This is a genomic window from Lysobacter dokdonensis DS-58, from assembly GCF_000770795.1.
Classification (GTDB): Bacteria; Pseudomonadota; Gammaproteobacteria; order Xanthomonadales; family Xanthomonadaceae; genus Noviluteimonas; species Noviluteimonas dokdonensis.
In genome coordinates this window covers 106,359-131,977 of sequence record NZ_JRKJ01000003.1, presented here as the reverse complement: position 1 = coordinate 131,977, position 25,619 = coordinate 106,359, and the positions used below count along the sequence as shown (strand labels likewise).

General features: G+C 67.8%; 21 protein-coding genes. 16 read left to right on the top strand and 5 right to left on the bottom strand.

Annotated elements, in window-relative coordinates:
* Positions 1-44 precede the first annotated feature (44 nt).
* The gene (locus LF41_RS03900; RefSeq protein ID WP_036166139.1) at positions 45-3,719 is read right to left on the bottom strand and encodes an indolepyruvate ferredoxin oxidoreductase family protein; all 3,675 of its coding nucleotides are present in this window, start codon (positions 3,717-3,719) and stop codon (positions 45-47) included.
* Positions 3,720-3,880: 161 nt separating this feature from the next.
* On the opposite strand from LF41_RS03900, the gene LF41_RS03895 reads away from it, so the two are divergent.
* The 12 genes from LF41_RS03895 to LF41_RS03840 all read left to right on the top strand — a co-directional run bounded on the left by LF41_RS03895 (position 3,881) and on the right by LF41_RS03840 (position 16,082).
* Complete coding sequence (locus tag LF41_RS03895; protein WP_036166137.1) at positions 3,881-5,074, top strand: EAL domain-containing response regulator; 1,194 nt, start codon at positions 3,881-3,883, stop codon at positions 5,072-5,074.
* A gap of 11 nt (positions 5,075-5,085) precedes the next feature.
* Positions 5,086-7,995: a PAS domain-containing hybrid sensor histidine kinase/response regulator gene (locus tag LF41_RS15995; RefSeq protein WP_084073327.1), complete on the top strand. Its 2,910-nt coding sequence runs from the start codon at positions 5,086-5,088 to the stop codon at positions 7,993-7,995.
* Between the two features lie 33 nt (positions 7,996-8,028).
* Positions 8,029-8,658 carry a ParA family protein gene (locus tag LF41_RS03885; RefSeq protein WP_036166136.1) on the top strand — a complete coding sequence of 210 codons (630 nt, stop codon included), beginning with the start codon at positions 8,029-8,031 and terminating at the stop codon, positions 8,656-8,658.
* Positions 8,659-8,716: 58 nt separating this feature from the next.
* A complete protein-coding gene (locus LF41_RS03880; RefSeq protein WP_036166132.1) occupies positions 8,717-9,193 on the top strand; it encodes a SixA phosphatase family protein in 477 nt (158 codons plus the stop codon).
* Positions 9,194-9,203: 10 nt separating this feature from the next.
* Positions 9,204-9,776 carry a YceI family protein gene (locus LF41_RS03875; protein WP_036166130.1) on the top strand — a complete coding sequence of 191 codons (573 nt, stop codon included), beginning with the start codon at positions 9,204-9,206 and terminating at the stop codon, positions 9,774-9,776.
* Positions 9,773-11,695 carry a phospholipase D family protein gene (locus LF41_RS03870; RefSeq protein WP_237577617.1) on the top strand — a complete coding sequence of 641 codons (1,923 nt, stop codon included), beginning with the start codon at positions 9,773-9,775 and terminating at the stop codon, positions 11,693-11,695. The genes LF41_RS03875 and LF41_RS03870 overlap by 4 nt, the downstream gene beginning before the upstream one ends.
* 108 nt (positions 11,696-11,803) lie before the next feature.
* On the top strand, positions 11,804-12,418 hold the full coding sequence (locus LF41_RS03865; protein ID WP_052116112.1) for a YkvA family protein: 615 nt from the start codon (positions 11,804-11,806) through the stop codon (positions 12,416-12,418).
* Between the two features lie 41 nt (positions 12,419-12,459).
* A complete protein-coding gene (locus LF41_RS03860) occupies positions 12,460-12,852 on the top strand; it encodes a hotdog fold thioesterase (RefSeq protein ID WP_052116117.1) in 393 nt (130 codons plus the stop codon).
* A gap of 4 nt (positions 12,853-12,856) precedes the next feature.
* Complete coding sequence (locus tag LF41_RS03855) at positions 12,857-13,612, top strand: lysophospholipid acyltransferase family protein (RefSeq protein WP_036166126.1); 756 nt, start codon at positions 12,857-12,859, stop codon at positions 13,610-13,612.
* Between the two features lie 58 nt (positions 13,613-13,670).
* A complete protein-coding gene (locus tag LF41_RS03850) occupies positions 13,671-14,690 on the top strand; it encodes a YheT family hydrolase (RefSeq protein ID WP_036166125.1) in 1,020 nt (339 codons plus the stop codon).
* 16 nt (positions 14,691-14,706) lie between these two features.
* Positions 14,707-15,324 (top strand): YbhB/YbcL family Raf kinase inhibitor-like protein, encoded by a 618-nt coding sequence (locus LF41_RS03845; protein WP_036166123.1) that lies wholly within the window; start codon positions 14,707-14,709, stop codon positions 15,322-15,324.
* Positions 15,321-16,082 (top strand): SDR family oxidoreductase, encoded by a 762-nt coding sequence (locus tag LF41_RS03840; protein ID WP_036166121.1) that lies wholly within the window; start codon positions 15,321-15,323, stop codon positions 16,080-16,082. Before LF41_RS03845 ends, LF41_RS03840 begins: the two co-directional genes overlap by 4 nt.
* Before the next feature lie 4 nt (positions 16,083-16,086).
* On the opposite strand, the gene LF41_RS03835 is transcribed toward LF41_RS03840, so the two are convergent.
* Positions 16,087-16,917, bottom strand: coding sequence for an undecaprenyl-diphosphate phosphatase (locus tag LF41_RS03835; protein ID WP_036166119.1), 831 nt, complete (start codon positions 16,915-16,917; stop codon positions 16,087-16,089).
* Positions 16,918-17,182: 265 nt separating this feature from the next.
* On the opposite strand from LF41_RS03835, the gene glnA reads away from it, so the two are divergent.
* The 4 genes from glnA (at position 17,183) to LF41_RS17095 (ending at position 21,165) form a co-directional block, all read left to right on the top strand.
* Entirely contained in the window at positions 17,183-18,592 is a 1,410-nt protein-coding gene (gene glnA, locus LF41_RS03830; protein WP_036166116.1) for a type I glutamate--ammonia ligase, read from the top strand.
* Positions 18,593-18,624: 32 nt separating this feature from the next.
* The gene (amt, locus tag LF41_RS03825; protein WP_425599466.1) at positions 18,625-19,890 is read left to right on the top strand and encodes an ammonium transporter; all 1,266 of its coding nucleotides are present in this window, start codon (positions 18,625-18,627) and stop codon (positions 19,888-19,890) included.
* 89 nt (positions 19,891-19,979) lie between these two features.
* Positions 19,980-20,675 (top strand): RHS repeat-associated core domain-containing protein, encoded by a 696-nt coding sequence (locus tag LF41_RS17100; protein ID WP_052116111.1) that lies wholly within the window; start codon positions 19,980-19,982, stop codon positions 20,673-20,675.
* Between the two features lies 1 nt (position 20,676).
* Positions 20,677-21,165, top strand: coding sequence for a hypothetical protein (locus tag LF41_RS17095; RefSeq protein ID WP_202594016.1), 489 nt, complete (start codon positions 20,677-20,679; stop codon positions 21,163-21,165).
* Here LF41_RS17095 and LF41_RS03805 read toward each other — a convergent pair.
* The 3 genes from LF41_RS03805 to LF41_RS03795 all read right to left on the bottom strand — a co-directional run bounded on the left by LF41_RS03805 (position 21,154) and on the right by LF41_RS03795 (position 25,483).
* Positions 21,154-23,283, bottom strand: a complete 2,130-nt coding sequence (locus LF41_RS03805) for an amylo-alpha-1,6-glucosidase (protein ID WP_052116110.1) — start codon at positions 23,281-23,283, stop codon at positions 21,154-21,156. The genes LF41_RS17095 and LF41_RS03805 overlap by 12 nt on opposite strands.
* Positions 23,284-23,289: 6 nt before the next feature.
* The gene (locus tag LF41_RS03800; protein ID WP_036166112.1) at positions 23,290-24,354 is read right to left on the bottom strand and encodes a glycosyltransferase family 4 protein; all 1,065 of its coding nucleotides are present in this window, start codon (positions 24,352-24,354) and stop codon (positions 23,290-23,292) included.
* Between the two features lie 136 nt (positions 24,355-24,490).
* The gene (locus tag LF41_RS03795) at positions 24,491-25,483 is read right to left on the bottom strand and encodes an SDR family oxidoreductase (protein ID WP_052116109.1); all 993 of its coding nucleotides are present in this window, start codon (positions 25,481-25,483) and stop codon (positions 24,491-24,493) included.
* Between the last annotated feature and the right edge of the window lie 136 nt (positions 25,484-25,619).

The window sequence follows — 25,619 nt, the reverse complement described above, 5'->3', positions numbered from 1 at the left end:
GCGAACAAGAAAACGGCGACCGGAAGGTCGCCGTTTTCGTGACATCAGCCGTTCTTCCACTTCTGCAGCAACGCGCCCTCGCGCACCTTCGCTTCGTGCAGGTGCGCTTCCTTGACGTGGCCGTATCCGCGGATGTGTTCCGGGATCGACGCGATGTCCGTCGCCAGCGCCACGTTCGCACCGTCCAACCCGTCGGCCAGCATGGCCACCGTCGAGAAATACTCTTCGATCAGGCGACGCTCCATCTTGCGCTCGGCGGTATAGCCGAACACATCGAGCGCGGTGCCACGCAGGAAGCGCAGCTTCGCGGTGAGCTTGAACGCCGTGTACATCCACTGGCCGTATTCGCGCTTCACCAGGCGGCCGTCCGCGTCCTTCTTCGCCAGCAGCGGCGGGGCGAGATGGAAGCGCAGCTTGAAGTCGCCTTCGAACTGCTGCTCCAGGCGGCGGCGGAAATCGCCGCTGGTCCACAGGCGCGCGACTTCGTATTCGTCCTTGTAGGCCATCAGCTTGAACGCGTACCGCGCGACGGCTTCCGACAGATCGGTGCTGCCCGGCGCGCGCTGCTGTTCGGCGTCGCGGACTTTCGCGACCAGGTCGCTGTAACGCTTCGCGTAACCGGCGTTCTGATAGTCGATGAGGAACGCCACGCGACGCGCGACGACTTCATCGAGCGAACGCGACAAGCGCGCGTCGTCGAGCGGCAGGAACGCAGCGTCGCTGCCCCCGTGCGCGGGCAGGTGGCGCGATTCGTCTTCGATGGCATTCGGCTTCGGCGCGACGTTCGCGCCCCACTCGTGGCCTTCCCACTCGCCCGGCGAGAGCACCGGCAACTCGTGCAGCGTGTCCTGCGAGGGAATCGAGCGGCCGATGCCGGCGGCATCGAGCACCGCGTCGAGATCGGTCGCCGCCAGGCGGCCCCACGCGAACGCGGTCTTGTTCATCTCGATCGCCGCGCCGTTGAGCTCCACCGCGCGCATCAGCGCATCGAAGGACACCGGCACCAGCGCACGCTGCCATGCGTAGCCGAGGATGAAGAGGTTCGTCGCGATCGCATCGCCCATCAGCGCGGTGGCCAGTTGCGTGGCATCGACGACGTGCAGTCCGTTCGCCGAATCCTTGTCGCCACCGAGCGCGAGCTTGATCGCCGCGACGATGTCCTGCGCGGGGAACTGCATGTCGGGGCGCGTGGTGAACGTGCCCGGCATCGCTTCGTAGCTGTTGAGCACGACCTGCGTGCGGCCGCTGCGGATCTTCGACAGCGGCCAGTAATCGTTGACGACCACCATGTCGCAACCGAGCACGAGGTCGGCCTCGCCCGCGGCGATGCGCACGGCGTGGATGTCCTCCGGCGATTGCGCGATGCGGATGTGCGTGGTCACCGCACCTCCCTTCTGCGCCAGGCCCGTCTGGTCGAGGACGCTCGCGCCCTTGCCTTCGAGATGGCCGGCCATGCCGAGCAGCGCACCGATCGTCACCACGCCCGTGCCGCCGACGCCGGTGATCAGGATGTTCCAGGGCTGCGCGAGCGAGGGCAGGGTGGGCATCGGCAGGTTCGACAGGCGATCGGCGTTGCCCGAGCCCTTCTTCTTGCGCAACGCACCGCCATGCACCGTCACGAAGCTCGGGCAGAAGCCGTTGACGCAGGAATAATCCTTGTTGCAGTTGCTCTGGTCGATGTCGCGCTTGCGGCCGAACTCGGTTTCCTTCGGCAGCACGGACACGCAGAACGACTTCTTGCCGCAATCGCCGCAGCCTTCGCAGACCAGCGAGTTGATCATCACGCGCTTGGCCGGGTCGACCATCTTGCCGCGCTTGCGGCGGCGGCGTTTTTCGGTCGCGCAGGTCTGGTCGTAGATCAGCACCGTCGTGCCGGGCGTTTCGCGCAGGCGCTTTTGCACCTCGTCGAGCGCGGTACGGTCGAGGAACTCGACGCCCACCGGGAAGATCGACGGATCGCTCCACTTGGCGATGTCGTCGGACAGCACGACGATCGTCTGCACGCCTTCGCTGCGCACCTGGTGCGCGATCTGCGGCACGCTCAGCACGCCGTCGACCGGCTGGCCACCCGTCATCGCGACCGCGTCGTTGTAGAGGATCTTGTAGGTGATGTTGACCTTCGCCGCGATCGACTGGCGGATGGCCAGCGAGCCGGAGTGGAAGTACGTGCCGTCGCCGAGGTTCTGGAACACGTGCGGCGTGTCCGTGAATGCGGCCTGGCCCGCCCACGTCACGCCTTCGCCGCCCATGTGCGTGAAGGTGTCGGTGCGCCGGTCCATCCACGTGACCATGTAGTGGCAGCCGATCCCGCCGAGCGCGCGCGAGCCTTCCGGCACCACGGTCGAGGTGTTGTGCGGGCAGCCCGAGCAGTAGTGCGGCACGCGCGGGAACGCGGCGCGGGGCAGGGCGAGTTCGGATTCCTTGGCTTCCATCCAGCGCAGCACGTCGCGCACGTGTTCGCTGTCGTGGAATTTCTGGATGCGGCGCGCGATGACGCGCGCGATGCGCGCCGGCGTGAGCTCGCCGGTGGAGGGCAGGATCCATTCGCCCGCTTCGTCGTACTTGCCGACGATGGACGGACGCTCGCCCGTCCAGTTGTACATCGACTCCTTCATCTGGCTTTCGATGAAGGCGTGCTTTTCCTCGACGACGAGGATGTCCTGCAGGCCGCGCGCGAAGTTGCGCAGGCCGATCGGCTCCAGCGGCCAGGTCATCGCGACCTTGTACACGCGGATGCCGAGGTCGGCGCAGGCGCGCGCGTCGAGGCCGAGGTATTCCAGCGCCTGCAGCACGTCGAGGTAGGACTTGCCCGTGGTGATGATGCCCAGGCGCGCGTTCGGCGAGTCGATGACGACCTTGTCGATCTTGTTCGCGCGTGCGAACGCCTGTGCGGCCTTCACCGCGTACTGGTGCAGGCGCATTTCCTGGTCCATCGGCGGGTCGGGCCAGCGGATGTTCAAACCGCCGCGCGGCATTTCGAAATCGTCCGGCGTCACGATCTGCAGCGCGAGCGGATTGACGTCGACGGACGCGGAGGACTCCACGGTTTCGGCGATGGTCTTGAAGCCCACCCAGCGGCCCGTGAAGCGCGACATCGCCCAGCCGATGAGGCCGAGGTCCAGGATGTCCTGCACGCCCGCCGGGTTGAGCACCGGCATCATCGCGCTGACGAACTCATGCTCCGAACCGTGCGGCAGCGTCGAGGAACGGCACGCATGGTCGTCGGCCGCCAGCGCGAGCACGCCGCCCTTGGGCGAAGTGCCGGCCGCGTTCGCATGCTTGAACACGTCGCCGGTGCGGTCGACGCCCGGGCCCTTGCCGTACCACATGCCGAACACGCCTTCGACGTTCGCGCCCGGGAACAGGTTGGTCTGCTGCGTGCCCCACACCATCGTGGCGCCGAGGTCTTCGTTGAGGCCCGGGATGAACTTCACGCGCGAGGCTTCGAGATGCTTGCGCGCGCGCCACAACTCGAGATCGAACCCGCCCAGCGGCGACCCGCGATACCCGCTGACGAAACCGGCGGTGTCCAGGCCGGCCGCCTGGTCGCGCAGCTTCTGCATCAGCGGAAGGCGCACGAGCGCCTGCACGCCGGACAGATAGATGCGCCCGCTTTCGCGGGTGTACTTGTGGTCGAGCGTGTAATCGCCATCGACCGCGCTGTTGGTCAGCGACGTGTTGGCGGAGGCGGGGGAGGAGAGCTCGGCGGTGCTGGTCATGGCTGGCTCGCAGGCGGGCCGCGCGCGAGGCGCGGCGCAAAAACCGGGGAAAAAGACGCGGGATTGTAGCAGCGGCGGTCGTGCGGCCGCCCCCGTCCCCCGGTCGCGTTCGATACGGGGGCGCATGCAGGATGCGTGCACCCTTCCGGGGGATCGTCCCGATGAGCCTGGCCGCGTTGCGGGTCATGGTGGTGGAAGACCACGGGTTCCAGCGACGGCTGGCGCTGCGGCTGCTGGCTGAACTGGGGATCGGCCAGGTCGCCGAAGCGGCCGATGGAAGCGCGGCGCTGGCGTTGCTCGAAAACGGCGGCGCACCCCCCGACGTGGTGCTCGTCGACCTCGACATGCCCGGCATGGACGGCATCGAATTCATCGGCCACGTCGCGCAGCGGCGCCTCGCGCGCGGCGTCGCGCTGGTGAGCGCGCTGGATCCGGCGCTGCTCAACACCGTGCAGATGATGGCGCGCGCCTACGGGTTGCACGTGCTGGGCAGCATCGAGAAGCCGTTGAGCGTCGACAAGCTCGAAGCGGTGCTCACGCGCTACGAGGAACGCCTGCAATCCAACCCCGTCGACGATGCGATCTTCATCGATCTCGACGACCTGCGCCGCGCACTGGACGAAGGCGAGATCCTGCCGTGGTTCCAGCCGCAGGCGGAATTCGCGAACGGCAAGATCGTCGGGGTCGAAGCGCTCGCGCGCTGGGAACGCCGCGACGGCCAGGTGATCCGCCCGCATCATTTCGTCGGCATGCTGGAATCCGACGGCCTCGCTGCGCAGCTCACGGACGCGATCCTCGAACAGGCCTGCCGCTGGAAGCGCCGCTGGCAGGACGACGGCCTGCGATTGAATCTCTCCGTCAACGTCTCGCCTGCGACGCTGCACGATGAATCGGCGGCGGATCGCTACCAGCAGATCGTCGAGAGCCACGGCCTGTCGACGTCGGAAGTCATGCTGGAAATCACCGAGAGCCTGTTGATGGCCGATGCCGCGCGCGGCCTCGGCGTGCTCGCGCGCCTGCGCCTGAAGGGTTTCGGCCTGTCGATCGACGACTTCGGCACCGGCTACTCCTCGCTCGCGCAGCTCTCGCAGGTGCCTTTCACCGAATTGAAGATCGACCAGGGCTTCGTGTTCGGCGCCAATTCGCAGCCGCGCAAGCGCGCGGTGGTCGAAGCGAGCCTGGACCTGGCGCGCAAGCTGCAGCTGGAGACGGTGGCCGAGGGCGTGGAGACGATCGAGGATTGGCAGATGCTCGCCGAGCTCGGCTGCGGCATCGCCCAGGGCTACCTCGTCGGCGCGCCGGTGGCGGCCGAAGATCTCGTCGACTGCGTGTCGCGCTGGCGCGCTCCCGACTGAGCGCACGCAGCATGCGCTTCCGGACCTTCTCGCTGGGGATGCGCCACCAGTTGTGGGGGCTGTTCGGCCTGCTGTTGTTCGCGGGCATGACGGTGCTGGTCATCGACGAGGTGTTGCAGTCGTACACGCGCACCTCGCTGGAACAGATGCGCGACAACTCGCTGCAGCGGCTGCGTGCGTTGAAGGCGGTGTCCGACGGATACGGGCTCGACGTCGTGGATACGACGTTCCGCGTGCGCAACAACCTGATGACGTGGGACCAGGGCGTGCGCACGATCGACGCGGCGCGCGACAAGGTCGATCGCAGCTGGGAAGCCCTGCAACCGATGCCGCGCGATCCGGCGCAGCACGTGCTCTTCGAGCAGGTCCGCGGTGCGCGCGTGCGGGCGAACGCGGCGATGTCCACGCTGCGCGCGATCCTCGTGCGTCGCGACATCCGCGCGCTGGGGCACTTCGCCGACACCGAACTGTATCCGGCGATCGACCCGGTCACCACGCGCATGGAAGCGTTGTCGAACCTGGCGATGGTCAATTCCGAACGCATGGTGCGGGAGGAAATCGAACGCGGCCGCCGCGCGAGCCAGTTGCGCATCGGGTTGTCCCTCGTCGCGCTGCTCTTCGCCGGGCTGCTCGCGCGCCACATCCTGCGCAATGTCTACAAGGGCGTCGAATCGCTCACCGCGCTCGCGCGCGAGATGCGCCAGCACGATCCCGACGACGACGTGCCGTCCTTCCGCCCGCGCGGCGAACTCGGCGATGTCATGGATGCCTTCCTCGACATGCGCCGCGACGTGCTGCGCTACGAATCCGACCTCACCGGCCAGCTCGCGGTGAACGAAGGCGTGCGCGCCGAACTGGAACGACGCGGCGAATTCCAGCGCTCGCTGCTCAACGCCGCGCAAGTCGCGATCCTTGCGATGGACGGCCACGGGCGCTGGATCATGTTCAATCCCTTCGCGGAAAAGCTGCTCGGCTGGCAGGCGAGCGAAGTGATCGGCCGCGTGCCGCGCCACGACATGCCGCCGGAAGTCGACGACTCGCCGATGCTCGTGCCGGGCGAGGAAGTCGAGCGCATCGTCGCCGCGCTGCAGCGCCAGCGCGGCGAGCGCGTGCCGTCGGATTGGCGCGCGATGTACCTGCTCGCGGAGCTCGACCGCCCGCCCCACGAAGCGGTATTGGTGCATCGCGACGGCCACCACGTGCCGGTCGTGCTCGCGCTCGCTGCGTTCAAGGACGAAGCGGGCAATCCCGGCGGATTGATCGCGGTCGCCACCGATCTCACCGAACGCAAGCGCCTGGAAAGCGCGCTGCGCGCCAGCGAGATGCGGGCGCAGGAGGCGAACCTGGCCAAGAGCGCGTTCCTCGCCGCGATGAGCCACGAGATCCGCACGCCGATGGTCGGCGTCACGGGCATGGTGGAAATCCTCGCGCATACGCAACTGGACGGCGACCAGCGGCGCGCGCTCAACGTCATCCAGTCGTCCGCGCAATCGCTGCTGCAGATCATCGGCGACATCCTGGATTTCTCGAAGATCGAGGCCGGGCGGCTGGAACTGTCGCCGAGCGCGGTGGACCTGCGCCGCGTGGTGCGGATGACGGTGGCGAACTTCACCGGTTCGGCGTCGAGCAAGGGGCTCGCGTTGACCTGCGTGGTCGATGACCGTATCGCGCCCGCGTATCGCGCCGATGGATTGCGCGTGCGGCAGATCGTCGCGAACTTCCTGTCCAACGCGATCAAGTTCACCGACTTCGGGCGCGTCGAGGCCGCGATCGAGTGGTGCGCCGCCGCGCCCGACGCCGGCCCGCTCGGCGCCGACCATCTGCGCATCCGCGTCACCGATACGGGCATCGGCGTGTCGGCCGAAGAACAGGCACGCCTGTTCCAACCCTTCGCGCAAGTCGACTCCCAGACCACGCGGCGGTTCGGCGGCACGGGACTGGGGCTGGCGATTTCGCGTCGGCTCGCCGAGCTGATGGGCGGGCAGGTGAGCATGGACAGCGCGCCGGGCAGGGGCACGACGATGCAGTTCGACTTCACGGTGCCGCGCGTGGCGGAGGCGGAGGTCGAAGCGCAACCGCTGCAACCCTCGACCGCCAAACTCGCGCCGCGCAGATTGCCGACGACCGCGCAGGCCGAAGCCGAACGCAGCCTGGTGTTGCTCGTCGACGATCATCCGACCAACCGCGCCGTGATCGCGCGGCAACTCGCGCTCGCCGGCTACGCGAGCGAATCGGCCGACGATGGCGAGCAGGGCCTGGTCCGCTGGCGCTCGGGCCGCTATGCGCTCGTGCTCACCGACGTGCACATGCCGAAGCTCGACGGCTACCAGCTCGCGCGCGCGATCCGCGAGGAAGAAACGCGCGAACACCGCGCGCATACGCCGATCGTCGCGCTCACCGCGTCGGCCTTGAAAGGCGAAGCGGAACGGTGCCTCGCCGCCGGGATGGACGACTACCTCGCCAAACCCGTGTCGATTCCGGCGCTGGCGACGATGCTCGTGCGCTGGCTGCCGCACACCGACGCCGCGCCCGCGCCGGCCGCCGAGCTCGCGGCGATGCTGCCGCAGGCCGAGCGTCCGCCGCCGATCGACGAACACGTCCTCTCCGGCCTGGTCCACGGCGATCCTGCCGAAACGCGCGCGCTGCTCGACGACTTCCTCGCCAGCACGCACGCGGACCTGGCGACCCTGCAGGCCGCGCGCACCGCGGGGGACTTGCCCGGCGTGACGCGCGAGGCGCACAAGATCAAGGGCGCGGCGCGCAGCATCGGGGCAGGCGAGCTCGGTGTGGCCGCCGATGCGCTGGAAACCGCCGGTCGCGGGCAGGACGAGGCGGCCGTCCCCGCCCTGGCGGCCGATTTGGCCACCGCCGTTCAACGACTGGTGCTCTGGACCGACGCACGCTGGCCCCGCGCCGTGTAGGCTCAGCCATTCCAGCTGCAACCGGGGGTCGGGATGAAGACGGTGCTCGTGGCCAGTTCCAAGGGCGGCGTGGGCAAGACCACGCTGTCGACCAACCTCGCCGCGCATTTCGCGGTCGATGGCAAGAACACGGTGCTCGTCGACGCCGACCGCCAGGGCTCTTCGCGCCACTGGGCGGAAAAGCGCGCGCAGCTGGAATCGGCGGTGTTGCCGATCGACGGCACGCGCCGCGATTGGGACAAGCACGTGCCGGGCGATGCGCAGCGCGTGGTCATCGATGCCGCCGCCGGCGCGCATGGCGCCGAGCTTGCGCACTTCCTCGATGTCGCCGACGCGGTGATCGTGCCGGTGCTGCCTTCGATGATCGACATCGAGGCCACCGTCCCCTTCCTCGACACGCTGGCCAAGCACCCGCGCATCCGCAAGGGCAAGCTGCCCGTCGGGCTGGTCGGCAACCGCCTGCGTCCGTGGACCAACGCCTCGCAGCAATACATGGAGGCGCTGCGCCAGTGGCCGTACCCGCTGGTCGCCGAACTGCGCGATACGCAGGCCTACGTGCTGATGGCCGGGCTCGGCCGCAGCCTCTTCGATTACCACTCCCAGCAGGTGCGCGAACACCAGGCCGACTGGGACCCGCTGTTGAAGTGGATCAAGCGCGCTTGATGCGTTTGCCGGGAACTTCACTCCTACGCGCCCCGGGCGTCGGCTAAGCTCGGGACCTATGCGCGAACTCATCCTCCTGCGACACGCCCATGCCGACCCCGCCAGCACGGGCCAGGCCGACCTCGATCGTCCGCTCTCGCCGGAGGGCCTCGCCGAAGCGGAAGCCGCGGGCCGGTGGCTGCGCGAAAACGCCCTCGTGCCCGATCGCGTCTTGTGTTCGCCCTCGCGGCGCACGCGCGAAACGCTGGAAGCCGTGCTCGCCGCGGTCGGTTACGTCGACCAGCGCCTGGAGCCGGCGATCTACGAAGCCACCCCCGGCGCACTGATGGAACTCGCCGATGGCCACAAGGACGTCGAGCGTCTGCTGCTCGTGGGCCACAACCCCGGGTTCGAGCAACTGGCGGCGCTGATGCACAGCGGCCAGTCGGGCGACTATCGCGGCATGCCGCCGGCGGGCATCGCCGTGCTCACCTTGCCGAAGGACGCCGCCCTCGAACCGGGTGCGGCGCGCCTGTCCGCGTTCTGGTGGCCGTGACGGGCTGAACATGCGCGCCTGGATCGCCACGCTGCTGCTGGCGGGAGTCGGCATCGGCGTCGCGGCCGCGGCTGCGCCCGGCGTGATTGCCGTCCTGGATCCGGCGTCGCAATTCGAGTTCTCGTTGCAGACGCGGTGGGGACAGACCCTGGCGGGCAAGTTTCCCGACAACGAAGGCGACGTGACTGCATTGCCGGACGGGCGTCGCCAGGTGCGGCTGAAGCTGTCGACGCGCACCCTCGAAATCCTCGACCATCCGCGCTACACGCGCTTCGCGCGCGGTCCGCGCTTCTTCGACGCCGAACGCTTCCCCGACGTGACGTTCCTTTCCGATCCCTATCCGGTCGCGCTGCTGCACAGCGGCGGCGAGTTGCACGGCCGCCTGCGCATGCACGGCGTCGAGCGGCGCGAACGCTTCGTCCTGTCGCCCGCCGAATGCGCAGACCCCGGCCGCGGCTGCGCCATCGTCGCGCGCGGTGCGGTGCGGCGCAGCGATTACGACCTCGATGGCTGGAGCATGGCGATGCGCGACGAAGTGCGCTTCTCGCTGCACGTCCGGCTGCGCGACACCGGGGCGCGATGATCGCCGCACGCATGGCGCGCGCGCTCGTCGTGCTCGCGTCGATCCTCGTCGCGGGTGGTTGCACGACGCTCTCCACCGGCAAGGCCGACCGCGCGCAGGGCGTGGCCTTCGACGCGCGCGACCGCATCGTCGCCTGCGAGCGCCCCTCCGACGCCTGCGCCGCCGCGTCCGCGTTGCGCGATCTCGGCGATCGCGCGCTGGAGGCCTCCGCGCCTTCCGCGCCGCGCCACTATGCATTGCTGCTCGATCGCGGCCCCGACGCCTTGCTCGCGCGCATCAACCTGATCCGCGCCGCGCGTCGTTCGATCGATCTGCAGACCTACATCTTCGACGAGGACGATGCCGGCCATCTCGTGCTCGACGAGTTGATGGCCGCCGCGCGCCGCGGCGTGCGCGTACGCGTCCTGGTCGACCAGCTGGCCGCGCTGAAGAAGGCCTCGACGCTGGCCGCGCTGTCCTCGGCGCACGCCAACTTCGACCTGCGCGTGTACAACCCGATGTTCAACGATTCGCGCATGAGCTACCCCAAGTACCTCATGGCGTCGCTGTGCTGCTGGGACCGGCTCAACCAGCGCATGCACAGCAAGTTGCTGCTCGTGGACGATGCGGTCGGCGTCACCGGCGGGCGGAATTACCAGGACGATTACTACGACTGGAACGCCGAGTACGACTTCCGGGACCGCGACGTGCTCGTCGCCGGCCCCGTCGCGCTGGAGATGCGCGAAAACTTCGAAGCGTTCTGGACCTCGCCGATCAGCGTGCCCGCCGAGCGCCTCGACGACGTCGGCCGCCTGCTGCTGCGCGAAGGCGCGCCGGCGCTGGAACACATCGCGTTCGCCGCGCCCGACCGCGTGGCGCAGATGTCCAACGAAGCATCCGACGCCACGCGCATCGACGGGCTCGCCGCGGCCGCGATGCCGGTCGGCGTCGTCCACTTCATCGCCGACGTCCCGGAAAAGCACCAGGGCGAGAACGACACTGCCGAGAACGCCGGCCAGCGGCTGCGCGACATCGTGGAATCGGCGCGGACCGAAGTGCTGCTGCAGACGCCCTACCTGGTGCTGTCGAAGGAAGCGCAGGAGATGTTCCGCGGCATGCACGCCCGCGATAACGCCCCGCGCGTGACCATCTCCACCAACAGTCTGGCCTCCACCGACGCATTCATCGTCTACGCGCTGTCCTACAAGTACAAACGCCGCTACCTGCGCGAGTTCGGATTCCACATCCACGAATTCAAACCGTTCCCCGCTTCGGCGCCGATCGACCTGGCCGCCATCGCCGCGGGCGCCGAGGAAGAAGGGCAACGCGCGGCGTTGATCGCCGGCGCGGAAGAAGAGGAACGGCAGAAGAAACGCCCGCCGCAACAGCAGGGCGAAGCGGTGGCGACGCGCTATTTCGGCAGCGGCGGCGGTGGCGCCAACGCGCCGGTGCCGCTGCAGCGCGCGGGCGTGCGCATCGGTTTGCACGCAAAGTCCATCGTCGTCGACGAACGCATCGGCGTCGTCGGCACCCACAACTTCGACCCGCGCGGCGATACCTACAACACCGAGAGCATGGTGGTGATCGAGGACGCCGGCTTCGCCCGCGCGCTGGCGGACAGCATCCGCGGCGACATGCGCCCGGAGAACGCCTGGGTCATCGCCCCGCGCGACAAGTCGCCGATCCTGCCCGGCATCGATTACTCGCTGGACAAGGTGTCCGAGGAGCTGCCGATCTTCGACCTGTGGCCCTGGCGCTATGCGACGAGCTACGACTTCGTCCCCGGACCCGAATGTCCGGCGGCGTTGCCGCGCGACGACCCCGGATTCCGCCGCTGCTACACGCCCGTCGGCGACTTCCCCGAAGTCAGCCTGGGCCTCAAGGGCCTGACGACGCGCATCTTCACTGCCTTCGGCGCGGGGTTGGCACCGATCTTGTAGACAAAAGGCGCGGATGGCGGCCCAGCGGTCGCGAATATTCCGGTCGGGGGCGGGACTCTGCTAGTCTGCCCGCCTTCACCCCCCACGCTTACGGACTGGATTGCCGCCATGTCGATTTCGCTGAACTTCGAACTCAACGACCGCGACCTCGAACACTTCCAGAAGGCGATGGCGCAGGCGAAGGAAGCCGCCAAGGACCGTACCGCGGACGACATCATTTCGTGCTCGAGCGGCCTGCTGGCCGACGCGCAGAAGGTGCACATCCCCGACTTCATCAAGGAACGCCTGCTGCGCCTGGACGACATGATCGCCATGGTGCGCGACGAAGGCTGGCACCTGCCGCAGGAAGACCGCGACCGCGTCCTCTCGGCGCTGGTGTACTTCTGCGATCCGAAGGACATCATCCCCGACAACGTCGAAGTGCTGGGCTTCCTCGACGATGCGGTGATGATCGAGCTTTGCGTGCGCGAGCTGAAGCACGAGCTCGAGGCCTACGACGACTTCTGCGACTACCGCGAGCACGAAGCCAAGCGCCGCGGCCTCGACGCCGCCAAGCTCGGCCGTACCGACTGGCTGGAATCGCGCCGCGACGAACTCGTCGACCGCATGCACGTGCGCCGCGAGCGCGAATTCGGTTCGGGCTACGGCAGCAGCAGCGGCTACGCGTCCACGCGCCAGTCGTACACGCGCGGCTGGCGCCCGGGCATCTTCAAGTTCGGCTGACGGTGTTCCGGCCGGGCAGCAGCCTCGATGCCCTGAATGCGATGTCCCGCGGCACCGCCATGGAGCCGCTGGGCATCGTTTTCACCGAATTGGGCGACGACTTCCTGCGCGCCACCATGCCGGTGGATGCGCGGACCAGGCAGCCCTACGGCCTGTTGCACGGCGGAGCGTCGGTATTGCTTGCCGAAACGATCGGCAGCTCGGCGGGGATGATGAGCGTGCGCGACGGCGAGGGTGTCGTCGGCATCGAGATCAACGCCAACCACCTGCGCGGCGTGCGCGAAGGACAGGTCACCGGCACCGCGCGTCCCCTGCACGTGGGCCGGCAGACGCAGGTGTGGGAAATCCGCATCGAGGACGAGCGCGGCAGGCTGGTGTGCATTTCGCGATTGACGCTCGCCGTGATCCCGGTCGAAGCGAAGGTCCTGCCCTGATCGCATGAACGCCTTGCGCTTCGCGCTTCGTACGCCATTGTTGCTGTGGCACGTCCTGGTGGATCTCCCGCTGACGATGCTGCTGACGACCGCGCCGTTCCGTTCGATTCGCGTGGGCGGGGAATCGCTCGACCATCGCGTGATCCGCCTGTGGCAGGGCGGGCTGATGCGCGTGTTCGGCTTCCGCGTCGAACGCCGTGGCGTGCCGTTGCCGGGCGCGACGCTGTTCGTCGCCAACCATGTCAGCTGGATCGACATCACGGCGTTGCACAGCCAGCGCATGATGGGGTTCGTGGCTAAACGCGAGATCAGCCGCTGGCCGGTCGTGGGGTTCCTCGCCACGCGTGGCGAGACGATTTACCACGAGCGCGGCAGCAGCGAATCGATGGGCGGCGTGCTGCACGAGATGCTCGCGCGCCTGCGCGCGGGGCGTTCGGTCGGCGTGTTTCCCGAAGGCCGCACGCGCGACGGGCACGCGATCGGTCCCTTCCATGCGCGCATCTTCCTTGCGGCGGTGGAATCGGGCGTGCGCGTGCAACCGGTCGCTTTGCGCTACGGGCGCGGCGCCAGCGCGCAGTCGGTGGTCGCCTTCGGGCCGAACGAAAGCTTCGCGGCCAACTTCCTGCGCCTGCTCGGCGAGCCGGCGCGCGTGGCGGAGATCTGGTTCCTCGATCCGATCGAGCCTTCCGATGCCGGCGGCCGCCGCCGCATCGCGGAAGTCGCGCGCGACCGGATCGTCGCCGCCATGCAGGCGCCCTGAACACGTGTCGCAGTTCCTAGAGCGCGGCCTCCACACGCACCGCGCTAGCCTTGCCGACATGCCGCATGCCAGCGACTACGCGCCGCCCGCCTTGTTGCGCAGCCCGCACCTGCAGTCGGTGCTGGGGTCGAGCGCATTGCGGCGTCGCCGCGGCCGGCAGGCATTGGCGGCCACCGGCGCGGTCACCACCGCGCACATCATCGACGCCGGCGACGGCGTGCGTTTGCAGGGCCTGCATTCGGCGATGCCCGGGCAATCGCCGCGCGGCCTGGCGCTGTTGCTGCACGGCTGGGAAGGCAGCGCGGATTCGAGCTACATGCAATTCACCGCCGCGCGGTTGCTCGCGCGCGGGTTCGAGATCTTCCGCCTGAACTTCCGCGACCACGGCGACACGCACCATCTGAACGAAGGCCTGTTCCATTCCAACCGCATCGACGAAGTCGTCGCCGCTGCGGGCGAGGTGGCGCGCCGATTCGCGACGCGGCCGATGGTGATCGCGGGCTATTCGCTCGGCGGCAACTTCGCGTTGCGCGTTGCGCTGCGCGCGCCGGACGTCGGCATCCCGATCGCGCGCGTCGCCGCCGTCTGCCCGGTGCTCGACCCGGCGCGCACGATGGACGCGATGGAACACGGGCTGCCGTTGTACATGTGGTACTTCGAGCGCAAGTGGCGCGGATCGCTCGCGCGCAAGCGCAAGCTGTTCCCGCAGCAGCACGACTTCGACGACAAGGTGCTCGGCCTGCGCATGCGTCCGCTGACGCAGTGGATGGTCGAGCGCCACACGCAGTTCGGTTCGCTCGACAATTACTTCGAAGGGTATTCCATCGCCGGCGAGCGCCTGGCGGCACTGCGCGTGCCCGCGAGCATCCTGATGGCGGCGGACGACCCCGTCATCCCGGTTGCCGGTTTCCACTCACTGCACTTGCCGCCGACCGCGCGCCTGGAAATCGCCGAACACGGCGGACATTGCGGGTTCCTCGAGAACTGGCGCTGCGATGGCTTCGCCGAACGCTGGGTCGCCGACCAACTGGACAGCGCGATGGCGCCGGCCATGGCACCATCGCCCGCCCTGGCCTGAGCGAAAGGACCTCCGCATGCACCTGACTTCCGAGAGCTTCGCGCACCGCGGCCGCATTCCCGCCGAGTTCGCGATGGGCACGCCCGAGGGCTTCGGCGGCAATCGCAATCCGCACCTGGCGTGGTCCGATGCGCCGGCCGACACACAGTCGTTCGTGTTGCTCTGCATCGACACCGACGCACCGACCGATGCGAGCACCGTCGGACGCGAAGACATGGAGATCCCCGTCGAGCAGCCGCGCGCCGATTTCGTGCACTGGGTGATGGTGGACATCCCGGCCAGCGTGTCGTCGATCGCCGCGGGCAGTTGCAGCGAGGGCGTCACCGCGCATGGCAAGCGCACGCCGCCCGGTCCGCCGGGTGCGCGGCAAGGCTTGAACGACTACACCGGCTGGTTCAAGGGCAACGCCGACATGGCAGGCGACTACGCCGGTTACGACGGTCCGTATCCGCCGTTCAACGACCTGCGCACGCATCGCTACTTCTTCCGCCTGTTCGCGCTGCGCGTACCGAAACTCGACTTGCCCGCGCAGTTCACCGCAGCCGACGTGTTCCATGCGCTGCAGCCGCACGAGATCACCGAAGCGGCGATCTACGGCACGTATTCGCTGAATCCGAAGGTCGCCGCAGGTTGAACGCGCGCGTCGCGGTCGTCACCGGCGCCAGCCGCGGCATCGGCGCGGCGATCGCGCGGTCGCTCGCCGACGCGGGATGCCAGGTCGTCGCGGCAGCGCGTTCGGGTGACGCGTTGCAGTCGCTCGTCGATGCGTTGCCGGCACCAGGCCTGGCGCATGCGTGCGATCTGTCGCAGGCCGGATCGGCCGATGCGCTCGTCGAAGCGACCCTCGCGCGCTTCGGCCGCATCGACGTCGTCGTCAACAACGCCGGCGCGACGCCGCGCGGGGATTTCCTCGCGTTCGACGATGCCGCATGGGCCGACGGATTCGCGCTGAAGTTCTTCGGCGCCGTGCGCCTGTGTCGCGCCGCGTGGCCGCATCTGGTGCGATCGCAGGGCTGCATCGTCAACATTGCCGGCATCGGCGGACGCACGGGCAGTGCGGAGTTCACGATCGGCGGCAGCGTCAATGCGGCATTGCTCAACCTGACCAAGTCGCTCGCCGACCGCGGCGTGCGCGATGGCGTCCGCGTCAACGCGGTGAACCCCAGCGGCATCGCCACCGAACGCACGCAGGTGCGCATCGACCGCCTCGCGGCCGAACGCGGGATTTCGCCGGAAGCCGCCGCCAAGGATCTCGCGCGCGAGTTGCGCGTCGCGCGGTTCGGCACACCGCAGGAAATCGCGTCGGTGGTTGCGTTCCTCGCGTCCGACGCGGCGAGCTACATGCAGGGCGCGGTCGTCGATGTCGACGGCGGGCAGACGCGCACGCTCTGACGTCTCAGTTCGACGGCACCAGCAGCAGCAATGCGACGCCCAGGATCACGCGATAGACCGCGAACACCGTGAAGGTGTGCGTCTGGATGTAGCGCAGCAGCCATTTCACCGCGGCGAACGCGGTCAGTGCCGAAGCGACGAACGCCACCGCGAGCGAACCCCAGTCTTCGCCGGCCAGGCCGCCGTCGCGCGCAACGTCGATCAGCTCGTAGCCGGTGGCCGCGAACATCGTCGGGATGCCGACGAGGAAGGCGAACTCCGTCGCCGCCTTGCGATCCGTCGTGCCGAACAGCAGCGCGACGAAGATCGTGGAAGCCGAACGCGACGTGCCGGGAAACACGCCCGCCACCACTTGCGCGACCCCGACGAGGATCGCGACGGTCCAGGTGATCGCTGCCCGCTCGCCCAACGTTTTCGCGCGCTTGGCCGCGAGTTGCTCGGCGATCACCATCCACACCGCGCCGATCACGAGCGCCCATGCGACCGGCGCGACTTCCTCGGGCAATTCGAATCCGAGTTTCTTGACGATCACGCCCAGCACCGCGGTGACGATGAACGCGGCGGCGAGCTTGATCGCGTAATCGCGCGGCGGTTGCCCGTGCACCGCCTGCGCCTTGCCCGGATGCACGAAGCTGTCGGCCAATTGCCACAGGCGCTGGCGATAGATCACCACCACCGCGAGGATCGCGCCGGCCTGGATGGCGATGTTGAACAGATCGCTGCGATGCCCCAGCCACCGCTCGGCGATGAGCAGGTGGCCGGTGGAGGAAATCGGGAGGAACTCGGTGATGCCTTCGATGATGCCGAGCAGGAGCGCGGCGAGGAATTCGGTCATGGGGAAGGCGTCGTCGGCATCGCTGGGGCGGGAGTGCGGATCGTAGGGTAACGGCTGTGTTCGCGGGTCTCACGACCCCGGCGTTCACAAGCGCCCCACACTGGTGCAAACGGGCGCACCAAAGGTGCGCGAGGCAAACGCTGCCCGCGCCCTTGTTCAAGACGAATCAATCACTTGTGGCGTTTCCTGTCTTGGCACGCACCTTGCTCTGATTGCCACGTCCCCGGCATCGCGGCCGGCACGCCCTCCATCACCAGGAACGCCCATGTCCCTCGAACACGTCGAAAAACTCATCAAGGACCACAAGGTCGAATTCGTCGATCTGCGCTTCTGCGACATGCGCGGCGTGCAGCACCACGTGACGTTCCCGAAGTCGATCGTCGATGCCTCGCTGTTCGAGGACGGCAAGATGTTCGACGGCTCGTCGATCTCCGGCTGGAAGGGCATCAACGAATCCGACATGGTGCTGCTGCCCGACGCCAGCACCGCGTTCCTCGATCCGTTCACCGCCGACCCGACGCTCGTGCTCACGTGCGACATCCTCGACCCGGCGACGATGCAGGCCTACGGCCGCGATCCGCGCGGCGTGGCCAAGCGCGCCGAAGCGTTCCTCAAGTCCAGCGGCATCGCCGACCAGGCCTTCTTCGGCCCGGAGCCGGAATTCTTCATCTTCGACAGCGTCCGCTACGCCAATGACATGGGCCACACCTTCTTCCACATCGATTCGGAAGAAGCCGCGTGGAACTCCGGCCGCGAATACGAAGGCGGCAACACCGGCTACCGCCCGATGGTGAAGGGCGGTTACTTCCCCGTCGCGCCGCTCGACTCGCTGCACGACCTGCGCGCCGAGATGTGCAAGACCCTCGAACAGGTCGGCATGGAAGTCGAAGTGCACCACCACGAAGTCGCGAACGCGGGCCAGTGCGAGATCGGCACCAAGTTCAACTCGCTGGTGAAGAAGGCCGACGAACTGCTGACGATGAAGTACGTCATCAAGAACGTCGCCCACCGCAACGGCAAGACGGTCACCTTCATGCCCAAGCCGATCGTCGGCGACAACGGCAGCGGCATGCACGTGCACCAGTCGCTCGCCAAGGGCGGCGTGAACCTGTTCTCGGGCGACGGCTACGGTGGCCTGTCGCAGATGGCGCTGTGGTACATCGGCGGCATCTTCAAGCACGCCCGCGCGATCAACGCGTTCGCCAACTCGACGACCAACTCGTACAAGCGCCTGGTGCCGGGTTACGAAGCGCCGGTGATGCTCGCGTACTCCGCGCGCAATCGCTCGGCCTCCTGCCGCATCCCGTACGTGGCCAACCCGAAGGCGCGCCGCATCGAGATCCGCTTCCCCGATCCGATGAACTCCGGCTACCTGATCTTCGCCGCGCTGATGATGGCCGGCCTGGACGGCATCAAGAACCAGATCGATCCGGGCGCGCCGAGCGACAAGGACCTGTACGACCTGCCGCCGGAAGAAGAGAAGAACATCCCCACCGTGTGCCACTCGCTCGACCAGGCGCTCGAAGCGCTCGACAAGGACCGCGAGTTCCTCAAGGCCGGCGGCGTGTTCACCGACGACTTCATCGACGGCTACATCGCGCTGAAGATGCAGGAAGTCACGCGCTTCCGCGCGGCGACGCATCCGCTCGAGTACCAGATGTACTACACGCTGTAACCGGTAACGCGTGACCCCACCCAACCCCTCCCCTGCATGCAGGGGAGGGGCTTCGAACGGGAGACGGCATGGTCGACAAGGGCGACGTCGCGTGGATGTTCGTGTCCACCGTGCTGGTGATGCTGATGATCGTGCCCGGGCTCGCGCTGTTCTACGGCGGCCTGGTCCGCGCGAAGAACATCCTGTCGGTGTTGATGCAGGTCCTCGTCGTCGCTTCGCTCGCGCTCGTGCTGTGGGTGGGGTACGGCTACTCGCTCGCCTTCGATGGCGGCAATGCGTGGATCGGCGGATTCGGCAAGGCGATGCTCGCCGGTGTCGGGCCGTCGTCGACCGTCGCGACGTTCACGCAGGGCGTCGTGATTCCCGAGCTGGCTTACATCGCGTTCCAGGGCGCGTTCGCTGCCATCAGCTGCGCGCTCGTCGTCGGTGCGATCGCCGAACGGGCGAAGTTCGCCGCGGTGTTGTTGTTCGCGGCGTTGTGGTTCACCTTCGCGTATCTCCCGCTCGCGCACATGGTGTGGGCGGGGAACGGATTTCTCTTCAAACTCGGTGCGCTCGACTTCGCGGGCGGCACCGTCGTGCACATCAACGCGGGCGTCGCGGGGCTGGTCGGCGCCTACATGCTCGGGCCGCGCATCGGGTTCGGGCGGGAACGTCTCTCGCCGCACAACCTGCCGCTGACGTACGTCGGCGCGTCGTTGCTGTGGGTCGGCTGGTTCGGATTCAACGCGGGTTCGGCGCTGGAAGCCAACGGCGTTGCCGCGCTCGCGTTCGCCAACACCTTGCTCGCCGCCGCGGCCGCGGTGCTGGCGTGGAGCGCGGTTGAAGCGGTGTTGCGCGGACGCGCATCGATGCTGGGTGCGGCATCCGGCGCGGTCGCAGGCCTGGTCGCGATCACGCCGGCGTGCGGCACGGTCGGCGTCGGCGGCGCGATGGTGATCGGTGCGTGCGGCGGCGCGGCGGGATTCTGGGGCGTCAATGCGTTGAAACGACACCTGCGTGCGGACGACTCGCTCGACGTGTTCGGCATCCATGGCGTGTGCGGCATCGTCGGCGCGGTGTTGACCGGCGTGTTCACCGCGCCTGCGCTCGGCGGCACGGGCGCAGCGGATTTCGACATCCTCCGGCAGGTCGGCGTGCAATGCGCGGGCATCGGCATCACGCTCGCATGGTCCGGCCTGGTCGCCTACCTCGCCTTCCAGATCGCGCATCGCCTGCGCGGACTGCGCGTCGACCACGACAGCGAGCGAGAAGGCCTCGATATCAGCGCCCACGGCGAATCGGCCTACGAGATCTGATCGAAATCCGCCGCAAATCGCAGCGCGTTCCGCACCGCTGATCCTGCAACGCTGAGGACCATCCCGGCCTCCCGCATCGGATGCCGTGCATGGCCAGGCTGCTCGCGTTCTTCCTGTTGTTGTTCGCCGGATGGCCGGCGGACGCGCGCTTCGTCTCCGTCGATCCCGTTCCCGCCGACGCGGACACCGGCGCGAACTTCAACCGCTACGCCTACGCCAACGACAACCCGTATCGCTACACCGATCCCGACGGCCGCTGGGCGGAAGATCTCTTCATCGGCGTCCCGAGCCTCGCGTTCGGTGCGAAGAGCCTGTACGACAACGTCCGCGGCGGTGACATCGGCGCTGCGATCGTCGACGGCCTGGGCATCGGCGCGGATGCCGCGGCGATCCTCATCCCCGGCGTGCCGGGCGGCGCCGGGCTCGGGATCCGTGCAGGCCGCGAGGCGGCGGAGCGGTTGCCGGATGCGGCGACCGTATGCCGAGGCGGAACATGCACCGCCGCGACCTTCAGCAATGGGACCGGCGTAACGCTCGATTCGCAAGGCAAGTTGCAAAACGTTTCAGTCACCAGTTCCGCCACAGGGGATGTTCCGGTGCTTTCGGCCACGATCAAACATGGGAAGGTCGGTTCGACGACGGTCGGTGACGTGCGCGCCGCAGGCGGGGATGTCGTTCCGACGCCGCGGGCCCATAACGTCGATCACTGCACGCTTTGCGGCATCACGGCCGAGCAGGCCGAGGCGCTTTTCAAGGTCGCGCCCAACCCCAATACGAAGAAATGACATGACCGACTGGATCGACGACATCGAACGGCGCGCCAATCGCGCGACACCCGGGCCATGGCGCTCCTACATCGAAGGACGCGACTTCTGGGGCGGAAGCAACGTCATCACGACCGCAGGCGAGGACATCGAGCCTCTGGGCGGGACCTATGCGGAGCAGGATTTCATCGCGCACGCGCGCCAGGACATTCCGCGCCTGCTCGATGAGATCACGCGCTTGAATTACGCCCTGTCGTGGGCAGGAGCGCCACAGCCCGATCACTGGTTGGCCGATATCGCGTCGCGCGTGGATGCGGTCATGGAGGGCCCGTGGCATGCACCGCCGGAGGAAGGCGCACGTCCGAGCGTCCAAGCGCAAGGGACGACGATCCATCTCGATGGCGCAACCCCGCGCGACGTCGATTTCATTGCGCACGCGCGGGACGACATCCCCCGGCTGATCGCGGAGATCCACCGCCTCCGAGGCGCGCTGAAATCCTCAGCTCCGTAGCCGAACCGCCGGCGCCCCCGCGCCCTTGCCTTCCACGAACATCCCCACGCGCTCGCCCACGCGGCGGAACAACAGATCGATGCGCTCACCGCCGAGGGCGACGTCGTGCAACCGCACTTCATCGATGCCGTCGGGCAAGTGCGGACGCTCGACGTGGATCTCGCCGCGCATGCCGTCGATCTCCACGCCCAGGCACGCCTGCAGCAGCATGAACGGTGCGCCGGCCGCCCACGCCTGCGGCATGCAGGCGACGGGGTAGGCGATCGGTGGTGCGCCTTGCACGCGGCGGAATCCGCAGAACAATTCAGGCAGGCGCATGTCGAAATGCACGGCGGTCTCGAATGCGCTGCGCAACAATTCCACGGCCGCGGCGCGGTGACCGTAGCGGGCGATGCCCGCCGCGCACAGCGCGGTGTCGTGCGGCCAGATCGAACCGTTGTGATAACTCATCGGGTTGTAGCGCGCCTGCCCGGAGGCCAGCGTGCGCAGGCCCCAGCCCGTGTGGAAGTCGTTCTGCATCAGGCGCTGCGCAACGGATGCGGCGCGCGCCGCATTCGGCAGTCCGCAGAACAGCAGATGCCCGGGATTGCTGGACCGCACGCCGCACAATGCGCCGTCGCCATCCATCGCGATGCCGTAGAAGCCCTGGTCTTCCATCCAGAACTTCGCTTCCACCGCCGCCTGCATGCGCGCTGCGCGACCGGCCCATACCTGCATGCCGGCTTCGTCGCGCCGCAGTTCGGCGAGTTCGGCCATGGCGCGGAACGCCGCGTACGCATAGCCCTGCACTTCGACCAGCGCGATCGGGCCCTTCGGGAACCGACCGTCGGCGTGGAAGACCGAGTCTTCGCTGTCCTTCCAGCCTTGGTTCGACAAGCCCGTGTTTTCGCCGCGCGCGTAGTCGAGGAAACCATCGCGGTTGGCATCGCACACGCGCTCGATCCAGCCGGTCGCCGCGATCAACGCCGGCCACAACGCATCGACGAACGCTGCATCGCCCGTGCGCCGCGCGTACGCGCCGGCGAGCATCACGAACAACGGCGTCGTGTCCACGCCGCCGTAGTAACGGCCGAAGGGCAACTCGCGCAGCGCGGACATCTCCCCGCGCCGCGTCTCGTGCATGATCTTGCCGGGCGCCGAATCCAGGAACGACGACTCTTCCTGCGCCTGGTGCGCGGCAAGGAACCCGAGCACGCCGCGCGCGATGCCCGGATCGAGCCACAAGGTCTGCAGCGCGGTGATCACCGCGTCGCGTCCGAACGGCGTCGAGAACCACGGAATGCCCGCGTAAGGATACGGACCGGTCTCCAGCTCGCTCGTCAGCAATGCCAGGTCCGCGCGCGAGCGTTGCATCCACGCATCGAACAACGGCCCGCTGCTGCGCACGCGCCCGCCGCGCCGGCCGCGCGAGCGCATGCGCTTGCGGGCCTTCGCCGCCGCGTCGCGATGGCGTTCGCGCGAGGGCATCGGCCCGCCGGGTTCGCTGCCGACCTCGATGAACAGCGACTGCTCCACGCCGGGCACCAACTGCAACAGGAATTCGAAGGTGCCGCCTTCGACGCTGGACGCCGGCTGCGAAAAGGCGATCGCCGATTTGCGCACCACCTGATCGAGCCCCTCGTAGCGGAAAATCACGCCGTTCGGGCCCATCAATGCTTCGGCATCGAGCAATTTGCCGCGCGCAGGCCGCACCTGGCCGCGCACTTCGAACATGTCGCGGAAGTCCGCGGCCACTTCCAGGCGCAACGGCGCCATGAACGCGTTCGTGCCGTAGTTCATCAGCGTGATGCGTTCGAACAGGCGCTCTTCGAACAGGAACCGCGCACGCAACAGATGGATCAACCCGTGCGCCGCCGCCGCGGTCTCGCCCAGCGGCGGCAACTGGCGGTTGGTCATGTGCGCGAGGAAGAAGACGTTGTCCGCGGTGACCGCGGCGCTCAGCAACGCGGGCTGCGTATCGCCCAGGCGCAGGCGGAACATCGACAGCAGGCGCGTGTCGTCGCGGAACAGGCCGGTGCTGCCTTCCTCGACATCACCGTAGCCGTTGGCGACGAGGAAGCTGTCGCCATCTTTCAGGACATGCGTCGAATACAGCGCGGCGGTCGCGGCCGGATCCATCCTCCGTCACGCCATCCGCAAACCGAGATCCTGCGCGCGGCTGCGCGCGAGCTGGGCATACAACCTGGCGTAGCGCTCGGCCATCACCTGCGCGGTGAAGCGGCGCTCGAACGTCGCGCGGATCCCGGCGCGGTCGTAGCGCATCACCGCGCGCACCGCGGCCACGGCATCGCCCTCGTTGTCGACGATGCGCCCGGTCACGCCCTCGTCGATCACCTCGGGCACCGAACCGCAGCGCCAGGCGACCACGGGCGTTCCGCATGCCATCGCTTCGATCATCACGATGCCGAACGGCTCGGGCCAATCGATCGGGAACAACAACGCGGCGGCATTGCCGAGGAATTCGGGCTTCTGCGCATCGCCGATCTCGCCGACGAACTCGACATCGTGCGAGCCGCGCAGCAGCGGCGCGATCTCGCGTTCGTAATAGGCCTTGTCCGCGCCATCGACCTTCGCGGCGATCTTCAGCGGCATGCCGACGCGGCGCGCGATGGCGATCGCGCGATCGACGCGCTTCTCCGGGGAGATGCGGCCGAGGAAAGCGAGGTAGCTGCCGCACGGATTCGGATTGAACGGCAGCAGATCCGCCGGCAAGCCGTGGTGCACCGTGCCGATCCAGTTGGAATTGCGCAACGGGCGGCGCTGGTCCTGCGAAATCGACGCGAGCGGAAACTGATGCCAACGCCGATACACGACCGGCAGATCCTTGAGATCGAGCCGACCGTGCAAGGTCGTGAGCGTGTGCGCCGCGCAATCCTCGAAGAACGGGAAGTGGATCATGTCCACGTGGAAATGCAGGACGTCGAACTCGTCCATGCGCTGGCGCACTTCGTGCAGCATGCCCATGTGCGCGGCGAGATCGGATTTCAGTTCGGCCGGGTCGAGGCGGATCGCCTGGTCGCGCACGGAGACAAGCTCGGCGCGCGTCTGCGCTTCGGCCGAGGCGAACAACGTGACGTCATGGCCGGCATCCACCAGTGCATCGGTGAGCCAGGCGACGACACGCTCCGTGCCGCCGTAGAGTTTCGGTGGGACCGCTTCGTAGAGCGGCGTGATCTGCGCAATTTTCAAACGTCGTTCCCCGCAGGCCGCGATTCGTGGTGGCGGCCGTTGCGTCAAGGTAACGACGGCTTCGTAAACGAAGCGTGCGTATCACCGCCGGTACAAACGGTTACACGCGCGCTTGCCCTGTTCAGCCACGCAAGACTCAGCCGCGCGGGCCGCCCATCACCGGCAGGATGACGCCGTTGACGTACGAGGCCGTCACCGGGGATGCGAGGAACACGAACGCCGGCGAGATCTCTTCGGGCTGCGCCGGGCGCTTCATGTCGCTCTTCTTGCCGAATTCCGCGACCTTCTCCGCCGGACTGTCGGCGGGATTGAGCGGCGTCCATACCGGGCCGGGTGCGACGGCATTCACGCGGATGCCGCGTTCGAGCAGGTTCGAAGCGAGCGACTTGGTGAACGCATGGATCGCGCCCTTGGTGGCCGAGTAGTCGAGCAGCTTCTCGCTGCCGAACAACGCGGTCTCCGATCCGCAGTTGATGATCGACGCGCCCTCCTCCATGTACGGCAGCGCCGCGCGCGCCATGTGGAAGTAGCCGCCGATGTTGGTCTGCAGCGTTTCCTGGAAACGCTCCTCGGTGATGTCTTCGATGCGATCGCTATGCAACTGGAACGCCGCGTTGTTCACCAGGATGTCCAGCTTGCCGAAGGCCTTGATCGTCTTGCCGACCGCCTCTTCGCAGAAGCGCACCGACTTGACGTCGCCCGGGATCAGCACGCACTTGCGGCCTTCGCGTTCGACGCATTCCTGCGTCTTGCGCGCGTCTTCGTGCTCGGACAGGTACACGATCGCCACGTCCGCGCCTTCGCGTGCGAACAGCACGGCCACCGCGCGGCCGATGCCGGAGTCGCCGCCGGTGACGATCGCGGCCATGCCATCGAGCTTGTCGCTGCCGACGTAATCGGGCGCGAGGAAGCGGGGCTCGAGTGCGAGGTCGTGCTCGTTGCCGGGCTTGGCCAGGTGTTGCGCGGGAAGGTCCGTCGGTTGCGCGCGCGTACCGGCCTGCGTCGCTTTCTTCGTGGCCTTCTTCGCCTTCGGCTTGCCCGCGTCCTTCGCATCCTGTTGCTGCTGCATGGCGCGTTGCGCGCGCGCCGCGGTCTCGCCCGTGCCCTTGCCGACGGTCTTCTTCGCCATGTCGCACACCTTCTGGCTCGTGGGATGCACGGACGTTAGACAGGTGCGCGTGGAACGCGCATGAATCGAGGCGCCATCACGTTGCGCAGCCAACGGCCGCGCTAGCGTTTCCGGCGTTCATGGAATGCAAGGAGTC